Source organism: Bradyrhizobium sp. BLXBL-01 (assembly GCF_051853025.1).
Lineage (GTDB): Bacteria > Pseudomonadota > Alphaproteobacteria > Rhizobiales > Xanthobacteraceae > Bradyrhizobium.
On record NZ_CP182471.1, the window covers coordinates 1,587,640 to 1,609,570 of the forward strand.

Here is a 21,931-nt window from a genome sequence, read left to right on the forward strand (position 1 = left end):
TCCTCACACTCTGATATCGACGCCGCTGCTCGATCCGAGCATGCGGCCATAGCCGCGCCCGATGGGCGCTGCGGGAACGCTGTCGTCCTCGCTGACGATCAGGCGGCGGGCATTGCCGCCATTGTCGTTGTTCTGGCCGGAGTTCTGGCCCGATGAATTCTGGTCGCGCAGGCTGAAGGACAGCCCGTTGCTGCCGGTCTTGAAGCCGGCATCGTCGAGCGCGCGCTGCAATTGCGGCGCGTCCTGGCGCAGCATCTGCAGCGTCTCCGGCTTCTCCACGGTGAGATGCGAGGTGACGTTGCCCGCGCGGTCGACGTTGATGCGCACGTCGATGCGGCCGAGCTCGGCCGGATCGAGGCTGATGTCGAACCGCGACTTGCCGGCGCGAATGGCGGCCGCGATCTCGATCGGGATGCCGCTGACCGGCACCGCCGCATTGTGGGTCGCCGCGGTCGCGGTGAGCGTCGCGGTCGATGCCGTGGCGGCCGAGGTCGTATTGGTCAGCGGCGCCTGCACGGCGGAGGCGGCCTGCGCGCTGGTATCCGTCGGAGCGATCGTGGCTTGCGCGCCCGTATGCGCGGGCGCGGCCGGCGCGCCCTGGGCCGGATCGGCGGCGCGGTCGGCGGGGCCCGCCTTCGCCTCGGTCGCGACGTTATCGGCCTGCGGCTTCAAGCCTTGCGCATGTGCGGCATTGGCGGCCGGTGCCTGCGCCGTGGCGAGGTTCGCCTTGCCGGTATCCTGGCCGATATTGGAGACGTCGGTGTTGGCCTGCGCCGTGGCGGCGTCCTTGAACGCGGTCTTGGGCGTGCCCTGGCTGACGGCGGCGATCAGTCCGCCACCAGCTTTTGCATCGGTCGAGGTGGTCTCGGTCGTGCCGGCCGCGGCCTCGCCGAGCGTCGTCGTGGTGTCGGCATCGACCTCGGCGCCCGCGGCCTTGGCGCTCTTGTCGCTCGTCGTCGCGGTATCGGTCTTGGTGCCGGCGATCTGCGCCGCCGTGGAGGCACTGGCGGCAAGAGCAGCCGCGGCGATCGCCAGCGGCGCGGCGGCGGCATCGCCAGCCTGGTTCGCAGCTGCATTCGGATCGACCGGGACGACCGGCGCGGCAACGATGATTCCGGGATCGGGCAGGGCGGTCTGCGTCACATCGGGCGGCGCGGCGGCAGCCGCGTCGACCGCGGCTATGACGACCTCGGTGCCGTCGGACGTTTCGCCCTCGGTCTCGTCGGATTTGTCCGCCGATTTGGCGTCCGCCGTCTCGGATTTTTCCTTGACCTTGCCGGCGTCCTTGGCCGGATCGCTGGACGCCTCGGCCTTGTCATTCTCGACCGGCGCAGACGGGTCGGTGTCGTCGCTCGCCTTGCTCTGCGACGACTGGTCCGTGGACGAGCTGTCGCGCGAAGGCCGCTCGGGCGCCGGGGCGGACGAGGTCTGCTCGCTCCGGCGCGGTGGGGTGTCCTGCGCCGGCGCGTTGTTGCTGATGGCCTGCGTGTTGCTGTCGACCAGCGAGCCGAAATCATCGCTTGCCGGCGTGTCCTTCGGGGCTTGCGACCGGGCAGGCTTCTGCTGCGCGCTCTGGATTTGCACGCTTGCCACGACATCTGACATCCGACCGACCACAGGCAACCCCTTGCAAGCAACTTCGGACCAGAGGGAGCAAGGAGTGGGCCAGCCTCCGAAATCGGGTATTTCATCAATATAATCAAGGTTTTGATGATGCAGGGGCAATGCCGGGCGGCTGGCAGCGACCCCGCCATTTCTGCCGCCCCGGCAAGAATTGCCCTAAGCGGGGGGCCCGCGTGATTGCTTCACCGGAATGCCGCCTATATTAAAGAGGTTACTCTCAGCCGCTTTCGACTTGGGCAGTCGTGCTCTTCGGGAACCAAGGTTCCGGGGGATCGCCGCCGTCCCCCGAGAAAGCACAGCAATCGCGGATCGCGCTTCGCCGCCGTCACAACGCTTCAGGGCCGATGCTCAACAGTCTGGATCTCGAAGGCCGTCCCGAGGACACCAGGGTCGTCGTTGCCATGTCGGGCGGCGTCGATTCCTCGACGACGGCTGCGCTGCTGAAGGCCGAGGGCTACGACGTCGTCGGCATCACGCTGCAGCTCTACGACCATGGCGCGGCCACCCATCGCAAGGGCGCCTGCTGCGCCGGTCAGGACATCCACGACGCCCGCGACGTCGCGGCCAAGCTCGGCATTCCCCATTACGTGCTCGATTACGAGGATCGCTTTCGCGAGTCAGTCATCGACAACTTCGCCGATTCCTACGCGCTCGGCGAGACGCCGGTGCCCTGCATCGAGTGCAACCGCAGCGTCAAATTCCGTGACCTCTTGAAGACCGCCCGCGAGCTCGGCGCCCAGGCGCTCGCCACCGGTCATTACGTCGCCTCGCGCCGTCGGGCCGACGGCTCGCGCGCGCTGGTCTGCGCGGCAGATGCCGACCGCGACCAGAGCTATTTCCTGTTCGCGACGACGCAGGAGCAGCTCGACTTCCTGCGCTTTCCGCTCGGCGACATGACCAAGCCCGAGACGCGCGAGCTCGCGCGCCGCTTCGGGCTTGCGGTCGCGGACAAGCACGACAGCCAGGACATCTGCTTCGTGCCGACCGGCCGCTACACCGACATCATCACGCGCCTGCGCCCCAATGCGATGGACCCCGGCGACATCGTCGATCTCGAGGGCCGCGTGCTCGGCCGGCACCACGGCATCGCCAATTTCACCGTCGGCCAGCGCCGCGGCCTCGGCATCGCCTCCGGCTCGCCGCTGTTCGTGGTGCGGCTGGACGCTGCGACCCGCCGCGTCGTGGTCGGCCCGCGCGATGCGCTGAAGATGCATCGCATCTCCCTGCGCGACGTCAACTGGATCGGCGATGGCGACATCGACCGCGCCATCGGTGCCGGCCTCGAGATGTTCGTGCGCGTACGCTCTACCCGCAGTCCGCAAGCAGCCTGGCTGCGCGGCAGCAATGGCCGTTACGAGGTCGAGCTCGTCGCCGGCGAAGAGGGCGTCTCGCCGGGACAGGCCTGCGTGTTCTACGACGCACCTTCAGGCCAGGCCCGCGTGCTCGGCGGCGGCTTCATCCAGAGCGCCGCAGCCAAGCTCAGTGCGGGCACACCGCGCCCGCTCGCGGAAGCCGTGCGCGGCTGACGGAATGACGATTTTAAGCGCAATTGGTAGGGCCGGGTTCACCTCTCCCCAGCGGGGAGAGGTCGGATTGCGAAGCAATCCGGGTGAGGGGCCGCAACTCCCGTTGAGACTGCAACCCCTCACCCGGATCGCATCTTGCGATGCGATCCGACCTCTCCCTATGGGAGAGGTGAAGTAAGCAAGGGCAGGGGGCATGGCAGCAGACATCTCGCGGGCCGGGGTCGAGAAGGCCTATGGCCGCTGGGCGCCGGTCTATGATCTCGTGTTCGGCAAGGTGTTCGACGCCGGCCGTCAGTCGACGATCGCGGAAGCCGACCGCATCGGCGGCCGCGTCCTCGACGTCGGCGTCGGCACGGGTCTTTCGCTGTCCGACTACGCGCGCACCACGAAGGTCTGCGGCGTCGACATCTCCGAGCCGATGCTGCGCAAGGCGCAGGCGCGCGTCCGCGCGCTTCGTCTGTCCAACGTCGAAGTGCTCTCGGTGATGGATGCGAAGAACCTCGCCTTTCCCGACAATTTCTTCGACGCCGTGGTGGCGCAATATGTCATCACCGCCGTGCCCGATCCCGAAGGCACGCTCGACGAGTTCGTGCGCGTGCTCAAGTCGGGCGGCGAGCTGATCCTGGTCAACCACATCGGTGCGGAGAGCGGCCCTCGCAAGCTGTTCGAGCTCGCCTTCGCGCCCATCGCCCGCCGCCTCGGCTGGCGCCCGGAATTCCCGTGGGCCCGCCTCGAGGGCTGGGCCACAAGGCACGGCGGCGTCGCGCTCACCGAGCGCAGGCCCATGCCGCCGATGGGCCATTTCTCGCTGATCCGCTACCGCAAGGCCTAGCTGCGAGAGCCCGGCACGCCGCCAAGACGGCAGTGCGCTCCCTCCCCGCGAGCGGGGGAGGGTTGGGGAGAGGCCTCTCTCCAAGCACGATATCTCGCCAGTCATCCCGTCATTGCGAGCGCAGCGAAGCAATCCAGACTGTCTCTGCGGAGGGACTCTGGATTGCTTCGCTGCGCTCGCAATGACAAGGCAGGAAACCGGAGACGGGGCCCGATCACATCGCACTCCGCGCCGGGAACAGCCCGCCCTCCCCGCGCGTTTCCGTCCCATGCGCACGACAAACCTCATTCTTGCGGGCCTCCTGATCGCCGCCTCTGGCAGCGCGATCGCGCAGGCCCCGCCCGCCCCGGCGACGCCGCCACAACAGACCGCGCCGCCATCCCCGCAACGCGCCGCCGGCTGTGCGCCATCCGATCGGCTGGCTACCACCCCCGACGGCACCACGACCGGCCAGTCCCGGGAACCGCTCGGCGACAAGCTCGCCAAGACCGACGGCGTGCTCTGCCCGCCCTCGGGCGTCGATCCCGATATGCACGCCCCCGCGCCCAGCACCGGCGGCAACACCCCGGTGATCCCGCCCCCCGGCAGCCCCGGCGGCGACCCGAACGTCAGGCCGAAATAAGGGCCGCTTCCCTTCGCCTCTCCCCGCCGGGGAGAGGCCGGAATCCGCGCGACGCGCGGATTCCGGGTGAGGGGGACCCTCCACGAGACCGGCGCCGTAAAAAATCGCAAATTCTGGTGAGAAATCGGGCCGAAGCGGACTTGTCGCGCCGACTTGTCGCGCCGAAGCCTTGGCGAAGGCGGAAGCTTTAGCGAAGGCGGATTGACTTACCCCCGCCCCCTTCCTTATATGCCGCGCGTTCGCGAGATCGGCCTTATTCGCCGCCGCGATCCCTGTGGCGGGGTAGCTCAGCTGGTTAGAGCACGGGAATCATAATCCTGGGGTCGGGGGTTCGAGTCCCTCCCCCGCTACCACCTTTCCCCACACTCCTTTGACTTGATTTGGATAGGCCTTTTCGCCGAGCAGGGAGTTCAGCCGGCCTGCTATCTCGACGGCTAAACCACCTGGGTGTCCCGGTTGGCGGAACACGGTGACCGTCTCGACCAAGTCTCTAATGGCTTCCGCGGCCTCTCCGTCGCCTGCACTGACACCTTTACCCACTGCTTCTTCAAGCCTACCGAGTTGCTCCTCATATCTTTTGAGGATGGCCGGATGCAGCACAATTTCGTTCGGGGCGGGTGGTTCGGTTTGCAACTCCTCAGATATCCGCTTTCGTTCGGCATCTAAGGTAGTTGATCGCGGCCCGAGAACGGACGGATCGCCATGTCCCTTCGCGATCGCATCCACCAGTCGTTCGATTTCTCGACTCAACTGCCCTAGCTGCTGCTCAAGGCGGTGTCGCTTTGCATGTGATGTAGCTAGGAGGCGCTTCCGCTCCTCCAGATACGTTCGTACGTATTCCGAAAACACCTTCGGTGCACGCAGTTCGGCCCTGAGCCCGCTGAGGACTGCACTCTCGACCGCGTCTAGATAAAAGGTCTTGGCATCAGAACATGTGCCGCTCTCTTTCGAAGCGGAGCAGCGAATACGAATGCGCCCTGACTTATCGCGTCCATTGGTTGCCATACCCGAACCGCATGAGCCGCACCGGAGCAGTCCGGATAGCATCCGACGAGCCCGACGTTGGTGGCTGGGGTGGATGTGACCGCGCTCTTCCTTGCGTTGCTGAGCAGCCGTGAATAGCCCTGGATTGACAATTGCAAGATGTGGAACTTCAGCCATTTGCCAGTCACTCTTCGGATTAGGTCGTGACAGGCGTTTTCCGGAGTCGGGGTCCTTCACCATCCTGACTTTGTTCCAGACAAGGCGTCCCACATAAAGTTCGTTTACTAGAATGCCGGCGCCCCTCTCATGATTGCCATTGATTGTTGACGCATTCCAGCCTCGCCCCCGCGGAGGTGGTACCCCCTCGTTGTTGAGATCATACGCGATTTCCCGAGGCGTACGACCGTCCACGTATTCCTGAAAAATGCGCCGGATCACTTGTGCCTCGGCCTCGACAACCACTCGTTCACCACTTCTTCCAGGGACCGCTGCGTATCCGTACGTCAGGCCCCCGCCAGCCAAACCTTGCTTAACCCGACCCGCTTGGCCGCGACGCACTTTGTGCGCATTGTCCTCGCGATAAAGTTGTCCGACCAAGCCGCGAAGGCCCACCAGCACGGTGTTAACGACGCCCTCGTGGACCGCCCGGATCTCGATCCCGAGAAATGACAGCCGCTTATGAATGCCAGCCAGATCTTCCATGTCGCGAGAGAGGCGATCGAGCGCTTCGACGATCACCACGTCAAAGGATCTCTCCCGCGCTTGGTCCAACATCCGTAGAAGGCCTTCGCGGCCCATGACAGACCCGCCCGAACGAGCTCGATCTTCATGCGTACTGACAACAATTAATCCTTCGCGCTCGGCATAGATCTGACAAAGTGAAAGCTGATCCTCAATCGATCGCTCGTTCTGAAGATCGGTTGAGAATCGAGCATAGATCGTCGCTCTTTTCCTCGCTTCGATCGATGAGCTGTCTTTCATGATCTTCCCTCGCGGCCACACGGGCAAGTACTCGCGCGAGACGTAAGATCGCCTTGTCTGGATTCGTCTGCAAGGAAAATTTGCAATCGGCCTCCCCCACGATCGAACCTCTAGGTTATCGCGCACCCCAACGAGGTGCACGCACCTGCGCTGGCGCCACTCGACAAGACGACGTGGGGGGAACTGATCATCTCGAGCATCCTTGCTCGGATCATGACCAAGTGTAACGGCCGCCATGAGCTCGTCGTGCAATCGGATGCCCAGGCGAAGAAAAAGACACGAGCGAACGGCTTTGCGTGCGTGGAACTGATACTGCTAGAAACCGTACAACCTCTCCATCTAGCCGATACCGAATTGGAAACCCCGGGCTTCGCCACAGGACTCTATTTCCGCTGTCGAATTCGCCACCAGTTCGGCTGATTGGAGTCCTTAGCTAGACCGTGGGCGAGGAGGCGGTGGATGGTTCAACCGTCCTTAGGCAGGTCTACCTAGCGAGCGGAAATGGCCTTCGCCGTTCTCGCAACGATCAGACAGACTGCTATGGCTCGACCTATGGCCTGGATATTGCGTCTTTATCTCCAGGTGCGCTTCCAATGATGCGGAAGTCTGGAATCGGATGCGTGCCTACGGTGAACAAGCCAGAAGCTCATAATTGCCCCCTCGCGATAAGCGGCTTCAGGATTGGGTGCGGGGGCAGGAGTGGTCGGCACAACGCTTCAGTTTCTCCCTCGCAAGCCAGCTCAGCCGACCAAATCTGGCAGGTGCCTTGCGGGACGTCTCGACGATAAAAGGCAGGGTGCCCCGGGCAGCCGCCCAAGGGTGCGAGGTGGCAGCGTTGCAGTACCGCGACGCTGGCGAGCGAAGTTAGTGGCGCACGTGATAGGGACAGCGCTTTCCGAGGGCCTCTTTGACGAGCGCCGAGTCACATCGTCATTTAACTCCGCTGGCAGCGCGGAGTTGGCAGTTTCAGAGCTTTGAACAGCGCGGAGGGCCGGCCCGCGCTGCCTCCCCTCTAATTCGAACCTTCTGGGCTCGGAATACCTCAACACACTAATGGGTGAGCCATGCCCGATCCTGGCTGTCGATTGCTGTCAGCCAGAACCTTGGGATGCTCTCGCGATCTGCTGCATAAGCTGGCGGACACGTTCCTTGGCAAGCGTCAGCATGAGTCGAGGCCGCCGCCCCATGTCGAACGCCGCTGGAGATCGCTTTTGTCACCAAGGGACGGTTTCTCTGATCTGGATCAGCGACGTCGATTTGCGCCTTCTTAGATCGGATGGGTCACAGCTTCCTTTGACCTCGCTTAAGCTGCAGAGGAGGCTGAATTATCGTGGTGCCGCCAAAACGCCGCCGATTGCGGTTCGGCAGGCGACGGATCTTTGCCGCGCGTACGAGACATCGCAGTTTTTGGCGAGCCGAAGAGGCAAGCGCGTAAATCAGATAGTCTACCTTAGCATTGCGCAGCTAAGGGTCCTTTTCGATCGCCTTCGCCGAACAGATCATGGCAGGCCGCTCGACGACGGCGGCAGCACTTCTCTTCCGCGCGTATTTTCGCAGCCGATCCCGCGCATGCGCACTTTTCGATGTTGCGAGTCGTTCCGCCGAGTTTCGGCGAACCAAAAAGGTGGCATGCCGTTGAGGAACCGGCAGACGCGAATTCAAAGCTATGCTGAGCACAGATAACATCAACGCTGATCGCCCCGCAGCCTCACAGGTTGAGGCCGCGCGAATTCTCGGGATCCATCGCGGAAGATCCTGCGGGAAATTCGGAGCCACGCGCTGACTGTACGCAAAAGGCGCGACTGCATTGCGGCACGCATAGTCGTCATTGCGTTGCTCGTGTGGCTTCATTTTGGGAACGCAAGCCGTTTGGTCGCCCGCGAGAGAATGAATTGACCGATGCTTGGTGAAAGAAGAGCATGCAGACGCTTGCGCCTCTACAAAAATCAAGGGCTGTGCCTGACATCGAGCTGTTCGCCGCGAACTTCATCGCTCAGGAAGCCTGCCGCAGACGCTAGCCCGAGGGACAAACGCCTCGAAGCCAACGCTCGCCGCCGCACCTTGATCTCTCGCAAAGCAAGGGCAGCGTAGAGGCGGTGGGCAACGAGAACTTTGCCAGAATGGCGAACAGCGCCGGGAGCTATCGGCCCGACAAAGGCCGCGGTGTAGTGAGGGAGCTCCAGTGCTTATACGCGAAGACGCTCTGGATAACGAAGTTACGGAGCGGCCGATACCGCCGAACCGGCCGAAGCCTACTGCCTTCATGCAGGTAGTTAAACGCGGTATGCTTGCCCATTTGCGCCGCCGTGCTGTGCATGACTACCAATACTGGTAGGTTGCCCGAGGCCGCTCTCTCGCTAAAGTCCCACTGTACCCTGAGGCGGCGGGCCTCACGGGAAAGCCGGGTGGGTTAGCCTTGTGATCCCCGAGGCTGACTACTAAGCCAGCGGCACGTGATAGAGACAGCGCCTTCCATCCTCCAATGGGGGGTGCCGAGTCACGTCGCCCCCAGCGTTCCGGCGAAGCGGATGCGACAGATAGCGCATTTATCCACCCTCCCTGGTGGACATCGGCGCCGAGTCGCATCCGCGCTGCTTTCTCTCGAACTCGCTAATTGCGTCTAGCTTTCGCGCCTTACAGGGAGATAGGCTGACGAGCTCATTAAGCATTTTGACGAATCGGAACCCAATCGTCCTCCACACGCGAACTCAGCCTGGAGCACGAGCCGGTAACGGCGCGAGGTATTCGAATTCGAAAGCAAGTGTGCGCAATCCGAATGGCCAATTCCTGCATGGTCGAAGAGCCCACGAGCCAGGGGGCGTGAAGTCATACGTCGATCAGTCATTAAACGCGCTGGATTGGCTGAGTGTCAATCCGGCGCGTCGTCCCAATGCGGTTGCCGCTGATCGCAAACGCGCCGAATGGCTGATCTGAGGCGTAACGGCGATATCGCTGCCAACGGCAAGCGGCCCGCCCACATGGGTCGCCTTCGTTTTATAGATTGCGCAGGTCTGTCAGCTTTCGGTAAGCGAGCCCCGATAAAAACCGTTGGGTTTAACGGGGCGTGGCAGGGACAGCGCATGAGCTGAAGGACCACCATGTGCCGAGTCACGCTTCCGTTAAGCTCATTGCATTGCGGATGCGGCAGAATAGTGCCTCATGATGCCCCCCAGGCTGCCAGGCGCCGAGTCGCGTCCGCAATGCTTCCAACTCGCGGGTTAGTTCTCCTTTCGATTTTGATTGTTTTTACAAGTCATCAGCTTCTTGCCGCCGCTTAAAGCTCAGTTTGGAGCAGTTAGCTGGGTGGCAGGAAAAGCGTTGCCAACTGCATGCATGGGGGAAAAGTGCTGATTCAAGTTCTGCTAAGTTCAACTGGCAGTGCGGGGTAGGGACAGCGTCTGCTCCAGCGCAACCAAACGGCGCCGAGTCGCACCCACACTGCTTCCGATCAATTTTCGCCAATACTCAGGAAGGGAAGGGAGACTGCTTTGGCTTAGTCCGGTCCGCTGTTGTCTTGATGCAATTGTGTCCGCCATGTGTGGCGGCGACGACGCTCACAGCGTCGTCGATTCTTCAACGCGGTACTCCCTGTCGCGGTGACCTTGCCCCCAGATTTTATCCAGTTCTGAGTTCGCTCAAGCCATTGGATTTGCCCAGTTGGGCGGTGGTAGCGACGGGAGCTGGCGCGGAGCCATCGGCATAGCGCAGCGCCAGATCCCGGCGCGGGTGGCTGGTGAAGGCGAACTCGGAGGGTGTCTTCCATCCGAGCTGTGAGTGCGGTCGTGTGTAGTTATAATCGGCGCGCCAGCATCCGAGCGCGACGCGGGTCTGAGCCAGCGACGTGAACAGCGTCTCGTTCAGCAATTCATCCCGGAGCCGACCGTTGAAGCTTTCGATGAAGCCATTCTGCATGGGCTTGCCCGGAGCGATATAATGCCAGGCGACGCGGCTCCGATCGGCCCAGGTCAGGATGGCGTTGCTGGTAAGTTCGGTGCCGTTGTCGCTGACCACCATCTTTGGCTTGCCGCGCTCCATGACCAGCCGATCCAACTCCCGCGCCACCCGGGCCCCGGAGAGCGAGGTATCGGCCACCAGCGCCAAGCACTCGCGGGTACAGTCATCGACCACGGTCAAGATGCGGAAGCGGCGGCCATCCGTGAGCTGATCGGAGACGAAGTCCAGTGACCAGCGGTCGTTCGGTGCCATCGGCACCGTCATCGGCGCCCGGGTCCCGATCGCCCGCTTGCGGCCGCCACGGCGGCGCACCACCAACTTCTCTTCCCGGTACAGCCGGAATAGCTTCTTGTGGTTGATCGCAAAGCCCTCCCGCTTGAGCAGAACATGCAGGCGCCGATAGCCGAAGCGGCGGCGCTCCTGGGCGATCGCCTTCATGCGCTGGCGAACGCCGGCATCATCCGCTCGGGTCGTCCGATATCTCATGGTCATGCGGCAGCAGCCGATGGCTTTACACGCCCGCCGTTCGCTCATCCCGTGGGCATCCACGAGATGCGCGACAGCCTTCCGCTTGGCCGCGGGCGTCACCACTTCTTTCCCAAAAGGTCCTTCAACGCCGCATTGTCCAGCATGGCGTCAGCCAGGAGCCGCTTCAGCTTCGTGTTCTCGTCCTCCAGCGTCCTCAGCCGCTTGGCCTCGGAGACGTCCATCCCGCCGTACTTGGCCTTCCATTTGTAGATGCTGGCGTCGCTCACGCCGTGCTTGCGGCATAGATCGGCGACTGACACCCCGGCCTCGTGCTCCTTCAAGATCCCGATAATCTGCTCTTCCGTAAAGCGGCTACGCTTCATGCTCTGGTCCTCGTCGTGGGCCAGAACGAACTTCAAACTGGATTAAGCCCCGGGGGCAAGGTCAGCGGCTTTCAAGGTCTCGGATAATCTTCTCATTCTACCGCGCTTCGTCTGGACTTGCCCTGCCAACATTCTTGCGCCTCTCATGTGCGTTTGGCCTGACATTGTCTTTTATGCACTGTTTTCTATCCACGCCCACGTGTCTGGTCATGCTGGTGTCTCCAATTGCTTTAAGGCAAAGACTCAGTTTAGAGGGGCGCCGATGAGATGGGGCCGACCTATTTTGGTAGGTGCCCTTCATTACTTCTCGCAGATATAACTTAGTCACCCTTGAGAATTTGAGCCTCATGGGAGCAAAGGTGGCCAGCCCCAGTCTTTGTGACCGGGTTGGCCACCAGCGCTTGCAACACCATGCCTAAGGCAGCTACAGGCGAAAAATGCATATATTGGAGCGGCATATCACGACCCTGCGGTCGCAAGCGCTTGCGGTGCTTGTATCCAATCAGGTCCGTGCCTCCGATCAGTCTCTGGGGCTATCAGATCGCAAGGTCGCCACATTGAACATGGACGAAGTTCAGGCAATGCTAACCATACTCGATTGCATGAAACCCAACCTGCGGCCGAAGGAAGCACGGCAGATCGCTGCGCGCATACGCGCGCTTTTAGAGGGGGCGCATGAGTGTCAGCCGGTTCGGGTAGCATGTCTGTGAGCCCACTAGTGTGAGCTTTCGGTAGATTGTCCAACAGGTCGTGAACGAGGAAGCTGGAGTTAGAGAAGCTTTAGCCCACTCCTGGAGACTTGATAGGCACGCATAAGGATACGGCTCTGACGCCGAGAGATCGGGAAGCCATGGTGCCGAGCGTGATCATAGTAGCCTGACAAAGGCCAACCGCGCTGCAATTCAATATTTCGGCCAAGTCCGTCGCCAAGTGGGTCAAGCGTTCCGCAAGGGCAGGCGTCGATGGAGCGTGATCGCTCTATAAGGTTTCTTTGAACGCCGAGCCAAACTCTGCCTGCCACATGCGCCGAAGTCGGAGTGCGACGATTGCGCTACGCCGATTGCGCAGATTGACCCGGCCGAGCCGGTGCGGCGCTATGAACGTGAACATCCCGGTGAGCTGACACATCGATATAAAAAAGCTGGCCAAGTCCAACCGTGCCGGCCGGTTGAAAGAGCAGCCTGCGGGTACGCGGCGAAGAACTGGCCAGGATTATGTCGACACCTGAATCGAGGATGCCTCCCGAAATACGTTCAGCAAGGCGATGAAGAGCGATCGTCAGGGCTGCGCCGCGGCCCTCCTCAAGGCGGGGACGCCACAAGCGTCGGCGTCAAGGTTAGCAGGTCATGACCGACAGCGGACCCCGCTACGAACCTTTGCTTCCCCAAAAGCGGGCGAACGCCTCGGCCTCGAGTAAATCGGCACCAAGCTCTATAGGGGCTCTTTAGCGATCGAGATCTGTTGCTGCGCTGCTTGGAAATACGATCTTTGTCAGGCCGCAGTTATTGCGTCACCTCGGCGGACCTCAAAGAATTCTACACTGCACATCGTCAATCCAGCCCATGAGCTGCTCTAGGTCGCCGACCGCGGTAGCCGGTCGGCGAATCGGCGGAAGCCGACGCAGGCCTGCATAACTAACAGACAAGCGAAGAAAGTCTCGCGGCGATGATGGCGCAACCAAAAGGATTTTCATCCATTTCCGGGCCATTTTTGAGCCGTCGATTTCTTTTTCTCTTGCGCAAGTTGACAATTTTCTTCCCCGCTCCCTAGGAAGTACCGTTTGCGCCGCAGGCCGAACATTCTTCAAATGAGAACAGTATACGCTGCGAAGCATGAGACGGAGGCAATCTTCATTACCACGGTTCCATCACCCCTCGATGCCACCCATTGTCTCGCAGCGGCCCTTCCACCAATTCTCAGCGCAGGGCTCGCGTCGCTGTGATCTCAACGCCGCAGTTGCGCGGATCTGCTAATCCCGTGACTAACTCATTATTTGCTGTTTTTCCTTCTTGGATGAGCAGCAAATTAGTTGAGTTAAAGCCGAGAGGTTCACCTGCGTTTCGCAGCGCCTAGACTGCTGATCACCCGACATATTCGATCATTTCGTCGCTGTGGATAGCTATGACTTCGAAGTCGTCGGCGAGTTAAGCGAAGTTCAAGCTTTGCCACATTCGCACCGCAAAATCGAACTGAGGTCCAAATGAGCCACGTTTCGGAGCAGCCGATCGATCGCATCACAATTCCCATGCTGCAGCGGTGGAAGCAGGACAGTCGGCGTCTCGTCATGACGACTGCCTACGACGCGGTTGCGGCGCGTATCGCGGATCCGTCCGTCGACATCATTCTCGTTGGTGACAGTGTGGGTAACGTTTGCCTTGGATTCGAAAATACGCTTCCAGTGAGTGTTGCGATGATGAACCATCATCTGGAAGCCGTGGTACGCAGCAAGCCTCGTGCTTTAGTCGTCGCCGATATGCCATTTCTAAGCTTCCACGTCAGCGTCGAGGAAACGATACGCAATGCCGGCGGATTCTTGCAGCGAGGCGCAGCTGCAGTGAAACTCGAGGGCGGTGGCAAGAGAATCGAAATGGTACGGGCCCTCGTCGATTGCGAGATTCCTGTGATGGGTCATCTCGGTCTTATGCCCCAGAGCGTCAACGTGATGGGCGGCTTCAAAGTGCAGGGTCGGAAAGCGGATCAAGCGTTACGTTTGCTCGATGATGCTCACCGTCTGCAGGAGGCCGGTTGTTTCGCTTTGGTGTTGGAGGGCATTCCGGCCGAGCTTGCTGCTCGAGCGACCAAGTCCTTGACAATACCGACAATCGGGATCGGCGCCGGCCCGGACTGTTCGGGCCAGGTGCTCGTGTTTCACGACGTGCTGGGCCTCACTGGAGGTCATCGCCCCAAATTCGTTCGCGCCTATGCAGAAGGCTTTCAGCATTTGCATGATGCGCTCTCGCGCTGGGCCGCGGATGTCCGCGGTGGTGCATTCCCGGGACCGCAAGAGTCCTATAGGCTTCCCGAAGGCGTCGGAGAGGCAATTGCCACCTGGGCGCCGTCCAACCCAGCTTGATATAGAGCTCCACATGCAAACAATCACGAGGGTTGCTGAACTTCGCAGTAATCTCGCTAAATCCCGCGGCGCCGATCGACGGGTCGGATTGGTGCCGACAATGGGCTATCTTCACGATGGTCACATGGCGCTGATCGCGGCGAGCCAGGCGCAATGCGACGTCACCGTCGTCAGCATCTTCGTCAACCCCACTCAGTTCGGACCAAACGAGGATCTCAGCAGCTACCCGCGCGACTTTCTACGTGACGAGGAACTGTGCCGTGATGGCGGTGTTGCGATCCTCTTCGCGCCGGATACACAGGAAGTCTATAGGAGCCATTTCGAAACCTTCGTTGAACCGGGCGACCTCGCCAAACCTCTGTGCGGAGTCTTCAGGCCTGGGCATTTTCGCGGTGTCGCGACCGTCGTATGCAAATTGTTTAATATGGTGCAGCCCGATGTCGTATTTTTTGGGCAGAAGGATTTTCAGCAATGCGCAGTCGTGCGTCGCATGGTAATTGATCTCAATCTCCCGATCGAGATGGTCACTGTACCAACCGTTCGCGAACGGGATGGGCTCGCAATGAGCAGCCGCAACCGCTATCTCAGCAAAGAAGAGCGTCAGCGGGCCCTTGCGATCAATCGGGGACTATCCGCCGCGCTCGACGAATTTCGCTCGGGAGAGCGCAACGTAGAAAAGCTGATTGCGGTCGCCAGGGGGCATTTAGAGGCAGTTGACAGACTGCAGTATCTTGAACTTGTCGACGGTGACACGCTCAAAACCGCCGATAGTCCACTGCGGCGCCCGGCGGCGCTTTGTGCGGCAGCCTACGTTGGCTCAACGCGGCTGATCGACAACGTCTTACTGGGTTGCCAACTCGGTAGCGCAATGCGTGGCTAAACCGCGCGCAGCATATTGAGCGGCAAGAAATGCTCAAAGCATCTCCGAAAGGCGCGTCGAGCTGGTAGCGAAGGGCCAACTCCAACGCGACTTTGTTTAGCGACTTAGCGAGGATAGGTAGCCGGTGCGTACGGAATATTGTGGGACCTAAAACTTTGTGTCCGACAACATCACGAGATTTGCTCTACGGCGATCAGCGATCAATTCGACAAACCTTCGTATAGTGCTCTACAGCCCAGGCTATATCACCCATTGACCTTTGTAGAGTTGAGCACCCGTCACGTCGCCTGTACTTTCGACGTCGAACCTCGATCATTGGTCTGCGGGTCAGTGCGAAACCTGGGCTGCTGCCTTGCTATAATTCGTTGAGTTCCAATCAGGTGTTACGACGAACATCTAGAGTCCGGACCTCCGGTTGAGAAGACAGGGTCCTTATAGCAGGCGCGGATCATCGAGATGGGGAATCAGCCATCAGAGCAGCGGAACAACATTCACTCGGGCGATGAACATGGAAGCGAAGGATAGGGCGTCCGCACCCGCGACCACGTGAGCTCTTAGAGTAGCCAATAGCGCGTCCCTCATGCCGGGGGCTCTAGCACAGCCGCAGCATTGGTGATCATTCCGCTTTATAAGTTGCGGCGAATTTGCATCCCACTCTTGATACATGAGTCGATATGGCATTTACCGAGCTTTTCATCAAACGTCCGGTATTGTCTATCGTCGTCAGTTCCTTGATTTTGCTGATCGGCTTGCGCGCGGCCGCCGTACTGCCGATCCGGCAATATCCCAAGCTATCTAATACGGTCGTCAATATCACGACTTCCTATCCTGGCGCTTCTGCCGACATGATTCAGGGGTTCATCACCTCTCCCCTGGAGCAGGCTGTCGCGTCCGCCGAGGGGGTTGATTACATTACTTCCTCGTCTGTGCTTGGTACTTCGACCATCAAAGTCTACATCAAGCTCAATTTTGATCCCAACGAAGCGCTCACGGAGGTGCTCTCCAAGGTCAACTCAGTCAAATACCTGATCCCGAAGGAATCAAGCGATCCAGTTGTCACGAAGTCGACGGGTCAGAAGACTGCTGTCATGTACATCGCCTTCTCCAGCGAGGAACTGGCGGCAAGTGCGATCTCCGACTATCTCTCACGCGTCGTGCAACCGGTTATCTCAACGGTCGACGGCGTTGCAGCGGCAGACATTCTGGGCGGCCAGAATTTTGCGATGCGGCTATGGCTCGATAGTGCGAAAATGGCTGGGCACGGCGTGTCGCCTGCTGAGGTTTCGGCTGCAATCGCCGCTAACAACTTCCAGGCCGCGGCGGGCCAGACCAAGGGCTATTTCACTATCTCCGATGTCACGGCAAATACGGATCTGCGGAGTGTCGAAGATTTCAAGCGCATGATCGTGAAGGCCAATGACGGTGGCTTTGTGCGCATGGAGGACATTGCGGTAGTGGAGCTTGCCGCGCAGACTGCTGACGCTAGTGTCGCGATGAATGGTGAGCACGCGGTCTTTGTCGGCGTGCAGGCGAGCCCGCAAGGAAATCCTCTAAACATAGCGCGAGGCGTTCGAGGGCTGTTTCCAGAAATCGAGCGCAACCTGCCGCCGTCACTGAGGATGAAAGTAGCGTACGACTCCACCAAATTCATTCAATCATCGATCGATGAAGTTGAGAAGACGCTCATTGAGGCCGTCGTGGTCGTTGTGGTCGTGATCTTCCTGTTCCTGGCCTCGCTGCGCTCGGTCATCATTCCTGTTGTCACTATTCCGTTGTCGCTCGTTGGTGTCTGCAGCATGATGTTCCTGCTGGGGTTTTCATTCAATCTCTTGACCCTCCTTGCAATGGTACTCGCTATCGGTCTCGTAGTCGACGATGCGATAGTGGTGGTTGAGAACATTCACCGCCATTTGGAAGAAGGTGCAACGCCGCGAAAGGCGGCCACAGCGGGAGCGCGTGAGATCGTCGGCCCCATTGTCTCCATGACGATTACTTTGGCTGCGGTATATGCTCCAATCGGATTTCTGGGCGGCCTCACCGGTGCGCTGTTCCGCGAGTTCGCGTTTACGCTAGCGGGAGCGGTGATCGTCTCGGGCGTGATCGCTTTGACGCTATCGCCGATGATGTGCTCGCTCCTCCTGAAGCGCGACGAGGGGGGGCGGTTTGCAAGATTTGTGAACCGTGGGTTCGGCGCCATGACACAGTGGTACGGCCGCAAGCTCGACCGCTCGCTTGACTATCGACCGGTTACGGGCCTGTTTGCGCTAACCATGCTTGGCCTCGTCGGCTTTCTCTATATGCACACTTCCAAAGAACTCGCCCCCGAGGAGGATCAAGGGATCGTATTCGCTTTAACGAAGGCGCCGAAATACGCCAATATCGACTACCTCGACTATTACGGCACCAAGCTCGAAAACGCGTTCCAGAAATTTCCAGAGGCTGACTTGAGCTTCGTGCTCAATGGCGTTAGCGGCCAGCAGAGTGGCCTCGCGGGCATGCTGCTCAAGCCCTGGGACGAGCGCAAGCGATCATCGATTGTACTAAAGTCCCTCGTCCAGTCCGAGCTGTCAAAAATTGAAGGCATCAACGCGTTTGCCTTTAGCTTGCCTCCGCTTCCGGGCGGTTCGGACGGGCTACCAGTGCAGATGGTGATCAATTCGACCCTTGGCTTCCAATCCATCTACGAGCAGATGTCAAAGCTGAAGGATGCGGCGCGTAAGAGCGGCCTGTTCATGGTGAGCGACTCCGACCTCGAGTTCAACCAGCCGGTGGTACGAATCAAGGTCGATCGATCCAAGGCTAACGAGCTTGGCATCACCATGCAGACCATCGGCAATGCGCTTGCCACATTACTGGGGGGAAACTATGTCAACCGCTTTAATTTGCAGGGCCGCTCGTACCAGGTGATCCCGCAGGTTCCCCGAGGGGAACGTCTGGTGCCGCAAGCCATCGGGAGCTATTACGTAAAGAACGCGACAGGCTCAATGCTTCCACTATCTACCGTAGTCTCCATCGAGACCGCCACCGATCCGAACGCGCTCACCCACTACAACCAGCTCAATTGCGCGACTTTTCAGGCAGTGCCGATGCCCGGCGTCACGATCGAACAGGCTGTGGATTTCCTGGAAGCCGAGGCGAAGAAACTACCCGCAGGCTTCAGCCACGACTTCCTGGCCGACGCGCGCCAGTATGTGCAAGAGGGTAATCAACTGGCCATCACATTTGCATTTGCACTCATCATCATATTCTTGGTGCTTTCGGCTCAGTTCGAAAGTCTGCGCGACCCGCTCATCATCATGATCAGCGTGCCGATGGCAATTGTCGGCGCGTTGATTCCGCCGTTCTTTGGCTGGGCGACCATGAACATCTACACCCAGGTTGGACTGTTGACACTTGTCGGGTTGATTTCTAAGCACGGCATCCTGATGGTTGAGTTCGCCAATGAGCTGCAGCTCAAGGAGAGATTTGACCGTCGCTCGGCTATAGAGATGGCGGCGCGCGTCCGATTGCGCCCAATATTGATGACCACGGCGGCGATGGTCACGGGCTTCATTCCCTTGTTGACTGCAACGGGAGCTGGAGCGGCGAGCCGCTTCTCGATCGGGCTCGTCCTCGCCGCCGGAATGTCTATCGGCACTCTGATCACGCTGTTCGTTCTCCCAGCGCTCTACGTGGCGATCGCGTCCGATCACCGTGGCGACGCGAGCGCCGACCGCGCGAACCTAGCCGAGCTCGACTTCACCGGCGCTGCTGATGCCGAGATGGCTAGGTAATGACCATCAAATAGATGTGGGTTTGCTCCGTGGTGCGCGCGAAGGAGCCTAGGTCCGCTTCAAGTTTCCTGGGACGTCGAGATCTTCGCGCACTTGGTGCCGAGCTGGGCGCCTCATCTGCTCGGAGAAGAACACTTCGGTGGTCCGCTGCTGGCCGCTAGGCGAAGCGGTGGCGGATATTCACGGCTTCGGAACCAAGCTCGACCCACCGCAGGGGGCAAAAGACAGTTAGTGCTCTCTTGATAAAAAGGTGGATTTACCAATCATCGTGAATGGCTCGGTCCGCCATTCGGATCGTTGGTGGGGTTGCTCTAATCCGTGATGCAGGCCTCCTTTTCGAGAACAAGCCGATCACTCATGTGCCGTCGATCGCTCTCAGCGCGAAACGCCCGGTATGCCAGCTGAATGCCCTCGTCGAGCGAGGTGGTGGCGCGCCAGCCGAGCCCGGATAGCCGGCTGACGTCGAGCAGCTTGCGCGGCGTTCCGTCGGGGCGCGACGTGTCGAAGCTGATCTCACCGCGAAAGCCGACGACGGCCGCAACCATGAGTGATAACTCGGCGATGCTGATGTCCTCGCCGGTGCCGATATTGACCGGTTCTGGAGAGGAATAGGTCTTCATCAAATGGATGCACGCGTCGGCGAGATCGTCGACGTAGAGAAATTCGCGGCGCGGCTTGCCGGTACCCCACACCACGACGTTGCTTCCGCCCGCAATCTTGGCCTCGTGGAAGCGGCGGATCAGCGCGGCCATGACGTGGCTGTATTCTGGGTGGTAATTGTCGCCAGGCCCGTATAGATTGGTCGGCATCACGCTGATGAAATCGGCGCCGTACTGGCTGCGATACGCCTCGGCCATCTTGATGCCAGCGATCTTGGCGATTGCATAGGGCTCGTTGGTCGGCTCCAGCGGGCCGGTCAGCATCGAGTCCTCTCGCAGCGGCTGCGGCGCCAGGCGCGGATAGATGCAGGAGGAGCCGAAGAACATCAGCTTCTCGCATCTGTTGGCATGGGCCGCCTGGATCACGTTGCTCGATATTGCGAGGTTGTCGTGGAGAAACTCGGCGCGCAGCGTGTTGTTGGCGACGATGCCCCCAACCTTGGCTGCGGCGAGGAACACGGCCTGCGGCCTCTTCGCTGCAAACCAGGCGGTCACCGCGGCTTGGTCACGCAGGTCAACCTCGCTTCGTGACACCGTCAAGAGATCGACCTGCTCGCGTGCCAGTCGGCGCATCAGCGCCGCGCCGACCATGCCGCGATGGCCGCCGACGAAAACGGTCTTGCCTTTCAGCTCAAACGCCGCGATTGCCATTTGCTGCGTCCTGTCTGGCTTGGACGAGATCGCTGGCGACCATTTCCTTCACCATTTGCGAGAACGACGTTTTCGGCGCCCAGCCGAGTTTCGCGCGCGCCTTGCTGGCGTCCCCGATCAGGAGATCGACTTCGGTTGGACGGAAATAGGTGGGATCGACCTGTACCAGGGTCTTGCCAGAAGCCTTATCAACGCCGACCTCCTCGATGCCCGTGCCACGCCATTCGATGCTGCGCCCGACTTCGGCAAACGCCAGCTCGACGAACTCGCGGACAGACCGCGTCTGGCCGGTCGCAAGCACGAAGTCACCGGGATCGTCCACCTGCAGGATCCTGTGCATGCCTTCGACGTAGTCGCGGGCATGGCCCCAGTCGCGCTTGGCGTCGAGATTTCCGAGATAGAGCTTGTCCTCGAGGCCGACCTCGATGCTCGCGACGGCGCGGGTGATCTTGCGGGTCACGAAAGTCTCGCCGCGGGTGGGGCTCTCATGATTGAACAGGATGCCGTTGCTCGCGAACATACCGTAGGCCTCACGGTAGTTCACCGCAATCCAGTAGCCATAGAGCTTGGCGACGCCATAGGGCGAACGCGGATAAAATGGCGTGGTTTCTTTCTGTGGCACCTCTTGCACGAGGCCGTAAAGCTCGGAAGTCGAGGCTTGGTAGAAGCGCGTCTCCTTTTCCATGCCGAGGATGCGGATAGCTTCCAAGAGGCGCAACACACCGATCGCGTCGGCGTTGGCGGTGTATTCCGGGCTCTCGAAACTGACCTGGACATGGCTCTGTGCGGCCAGATTATAGATTTCGGTCGGCCGAATCTGCTGCACAAGCCGGATCAGGTTGGACGAATCGGTCATGTCTCCATAGTGCATTAAGAACGGCACATCGGCGGCATGCGGGTCCTTGTAGAGATGATCGACGCGCGCGGTGTTGAAGGACGACGACCTGCGCTTGACCCCATGCACGGTGTAACCGAGACCGAGCAAATGCTGGGCGAGATATGCGCCATCTTGCCCGGTGACACCAGTAATCATCGCGACGCGTCGGTTTGAATTGTGAGCCACCATGATCTCGCTTACTTGCGCCGAAAGAGTTCGCTATGAAAAGCCATTGCTTAGTCGCTTCCCGAAAATCGAGATGCGCACGCGCGCTCCAATCTCACTAAAGAAGCGCGATCGTTAGCCCCTGTCATACACCTCATGAAGGAATACAACACCATATACGTTGATTTATAGGTGGGCCGATCTATGCCAACGCATTGATCTTGAAGGGATGAAACTCAAGCGACGTCGCAACGGCGATGATCCTATGCAGGTGAGATGAATTGTAAGCGTCGGTACGCTCGCTCAGGCGCGCTTTCCGGCTGGTTATATTTCCAATGAGCCAGATAGCGTCCAGCTGTGAGCCTTATCTATCCTCACGCGCATGTATGCATCCGCGCGCTCTCAGGGAGGCGCAGAGGAGCGGCGGGTTGCGGCTTCCGAATAGGAGACCCAGTCTTAACGGCCAACATAACAACTATA

At 60.2% G+C, this 21,931-nt stretch carries 11 protein-coding genes and 1 tRNA gene; 7 read left to right on the forward strand and 5 right to left on the reverse strand.

Translation table 11 applies throughout. From position 1 onward, the window contains the following. Positions 1 to 3: 3 nt before the first annotated feature. Positions 4 to 1,617: a flagellar hook-length control protein FliK gene (locus ACNJYA_RS07520; protein WP_439402319.1), complete on the reverse strand. Its 1,614-nt coding sequence runs from the start codon at positions 1,615 to 1,617 to the stop codon at positions 4 to 6. A gap of 350 nt (positions 1,618 to 1,967) precedes the next feature. Between ACNJYA_RS07520 and mnmA the strand changes: the two genes are divergently transcribed. The 4 genes from mnmA to ACNJYA_RS07540 all read left to right on the forward strand — a co-directional run bounded on the left by mnmA (position 1,968) and on the right by ACNJYA_RS07540 (position 4,956). Further along, the gene (gene mnmA / locus ACNJYA_RS07525) at positions 1,968 to 3,149 is read left to right on the forward strand and encodes a tRNA 2-thiouridine(34) synthase MnmA (protein ID WP_439402320.1); all 1,182 of its coding nucleotides are present in this window, start codon (positions 1,968 to 1,970) and stop codon (positions 3,147 to 3,149) included. Positions 3,150 to 3,342: 193 nt separating this feature from the next. Continuing rightward, positions 3,343 to 3,981 (forward strand): class I SAM-dependent methyltransferase, encoded by a 639-nt coding sequence (locus ACNJYA_RS07530; protein ID WP_271501672.1) that lies wholly within the window; start codon positions 3,343 to 3,345, stop codon positions 3,979 to 3,981. A 268-nt stretch (positions 3,982 to 4,249) separates the two neighbouring features. Beyond that, entirely contained in the window at positions 4,250 to 4,603 is a 354-nt protein-coding gene (locus tag ACNJYA_RS07535; RefSeq protein WP_212254348.1) for a hypothetical protein, read from the forward strand. A gap of 276 nt (positions 4,604 to 4,879) precedes the next feature. Next, a tRNA-Met gene (locus tag ACNJYA_RS07540) sits at positions 4,880 to 4,956 on the forward strand. Here the strand turns inward: ACNJYA_RS07540 and ACNJYA_RS07545 are convergent. After that, positions 4,913 to 6,805 (reverse strand): recombinase family protein, encoded by a 1,893-nt coding sequence (locus tag ACNJYA_RS07545; protein ID WP_439403390.1) that lies wholly within the window; start codon positions 6,803 to 6,805, stop codon positions 4,913 to 4,915. The genes ACNJYA_RS07540 and ACNJYA_RS07545 overlap by 44 nt on opposite strands. A 3,378-nt stretch (positions 6,806 to 10,183) precedes the next feature. After that, positions 10,184 to 11,373, reverse strand: a protein-coding gene (locus ACNJYA_RS07550; protein ID WP_439402321.1) for an IS3 family transposase whose coding sequence is annotated in 2 segments (ribosomal slippage) — positions 10,184 to 11,124 and positions 11,124 to 11,373 — 1,191 coding nt in all. Because the reading frame shifts where the segments join, the coding sequence is not laid out codon by codon here. A 2,200-nt stretch (positions 11,374 to 13,573) separates the two neighbouring features. Between ACNJYA_RS07550 and panB the strand changes: the two genes are divergently transcribed. The 3 genes from panB to ACNJYA_RS07565 all read left to right on the forward strand — a co-directional run bounded on the left by panB (position 13,574) and on the right by ACNJYA_RS07565 (position 19,099). After that, a complete protein-coding gene (panB, locus tag ACNJYA_RS07555; RefSeq protein ID WP_439402322.1) occupies positions 13,574 to 14,446 on the forward strand; it encodes a 3-methyl-2-oxobutanoate hydroxymethyltransferase in 873 nt (290 codons plus the stop codon). 13 nt (positions 14,447 to 14,459) lie between these two features. Next, entirely contained in the window at positions 14,460 to 15,326 is an 867-nt protein-coding gene (gene panC, locus ACNJYA_RS07560) for a pantoate--beta-alanine ligase (RefSeq protein ID WP_439402323.1), read from the forward strand. Between the two features lie 674 nt (positions 15,327 to 16,000). Further along, positions 16,001 to 19,099, forward strand: a complete 3,099-nt coding sequence (locus ACNJYA_RS07565) for an efflux RND transporter permease subunit (RefSeq protein ID WP_439402324.1) — start codon at positions 16,001 to 16,003, stop codon at positions 19,097 to 19,099. Positions 19,100 to 19,410: 311 nt separating this feature from the next. Here ACNJYA_RS07565 and ACNJYA_RS07570 read toward each other — a convergent pair whose 3' ends face one another. Continuing rightward, on the reverse strand, positions 19,411 to 20,409 hold the full coding sequence (locus ACNJYA_RS07570) for a GDP-L-fucose synthase family protein (RefSeq protein ID WP_439402325.1): 999 nt from the start codon (positions 20,407 to 20,409) through the stop codon (positions 19,411 to 19,413). Further along, a complete protein-coding gene (gene gmd / locus ACNJYA_RS07575) occupies positions 20,390 to 21,475 on the reverse strand; it encodes a GDP-mannose 4,6-dehydratase (RefSeq protein WP_439402326.1) in 1,086 nt (361 codons plus the stop codon). The genes ACNJYA_RS07570 and gmd overlap by 20 nt, the downstream gene beginning before the upstream one ends. Positions 21,476 to 21,931: the final 456 nt, after the last annotated feature.

Excerpts from the sequence above, each read along its gene's own strand:
- mnmA (WP_439402320.1), top strand. The coding sequence starts at position 1,968 with ATGCTCAACAGTCTGGATCTCGAAGGCCGTCCCGAGGACACCAGGGTC.
- ACNJYA_RS07530 (WP_271501672.1), top strand. The coding sequence starts at position 3,343 with ATGGCAGCAGACATCTCGCGGGCCGGGGTCGAGAAGGCCTATGGCCGC.
- ACNJYA_RS07535 (WP_212254348.1), top strand. The coding sequence starts at position 4,250 with ATGCGCACGACAAACCTCATTCTTGCGGGCCTCCTGATCGCCGCCTCT.
- ACNJYA_RS07545 (WP_439403390.1), bottom strand. The coding sequence starts at position 6,805 with ATGGCGGCCGTTACACTTGGTCATGATCCGAGCAAGGATGCTCGAGAT.
- panB (WP_439402322.1), top strand. The coding sequence starts at position 13,574 with ATGAGCCACGTTTCGGAGCAGCCGATCGATCGCATCACAATTCCCATG.
- panC (WP_439402323.1), top strand. The coding sequence starts at position 14,460 with ATGCAAACAATCACGAGGGTTGCTGAACTTCGCAGTAATCTCGCTAAA.
- ACNJYA_RS07565 (WP_439402324.1), top strand. The coding sequence starts at position 16,001 with ATGGCATTTACCGAGCTTTTCATCAAACGTCCGGTATTGTCTATCGTC.
- ACNJYA_RS07570 (WP_439402325.1), bottom strand. The coding sequence starts at position 20,409 with ATGGCAATCGCGGCGTTTGAGCTGAAAGGCAAGACCGTTTTCGTCGGC.
- gmd (WP_439402326.1), bottom strand. The coding sequence starts at position 21,475 with ATGGTGGCTCACAATTCAAACCGACGCGTCGCGATGATTACTGGTGTC.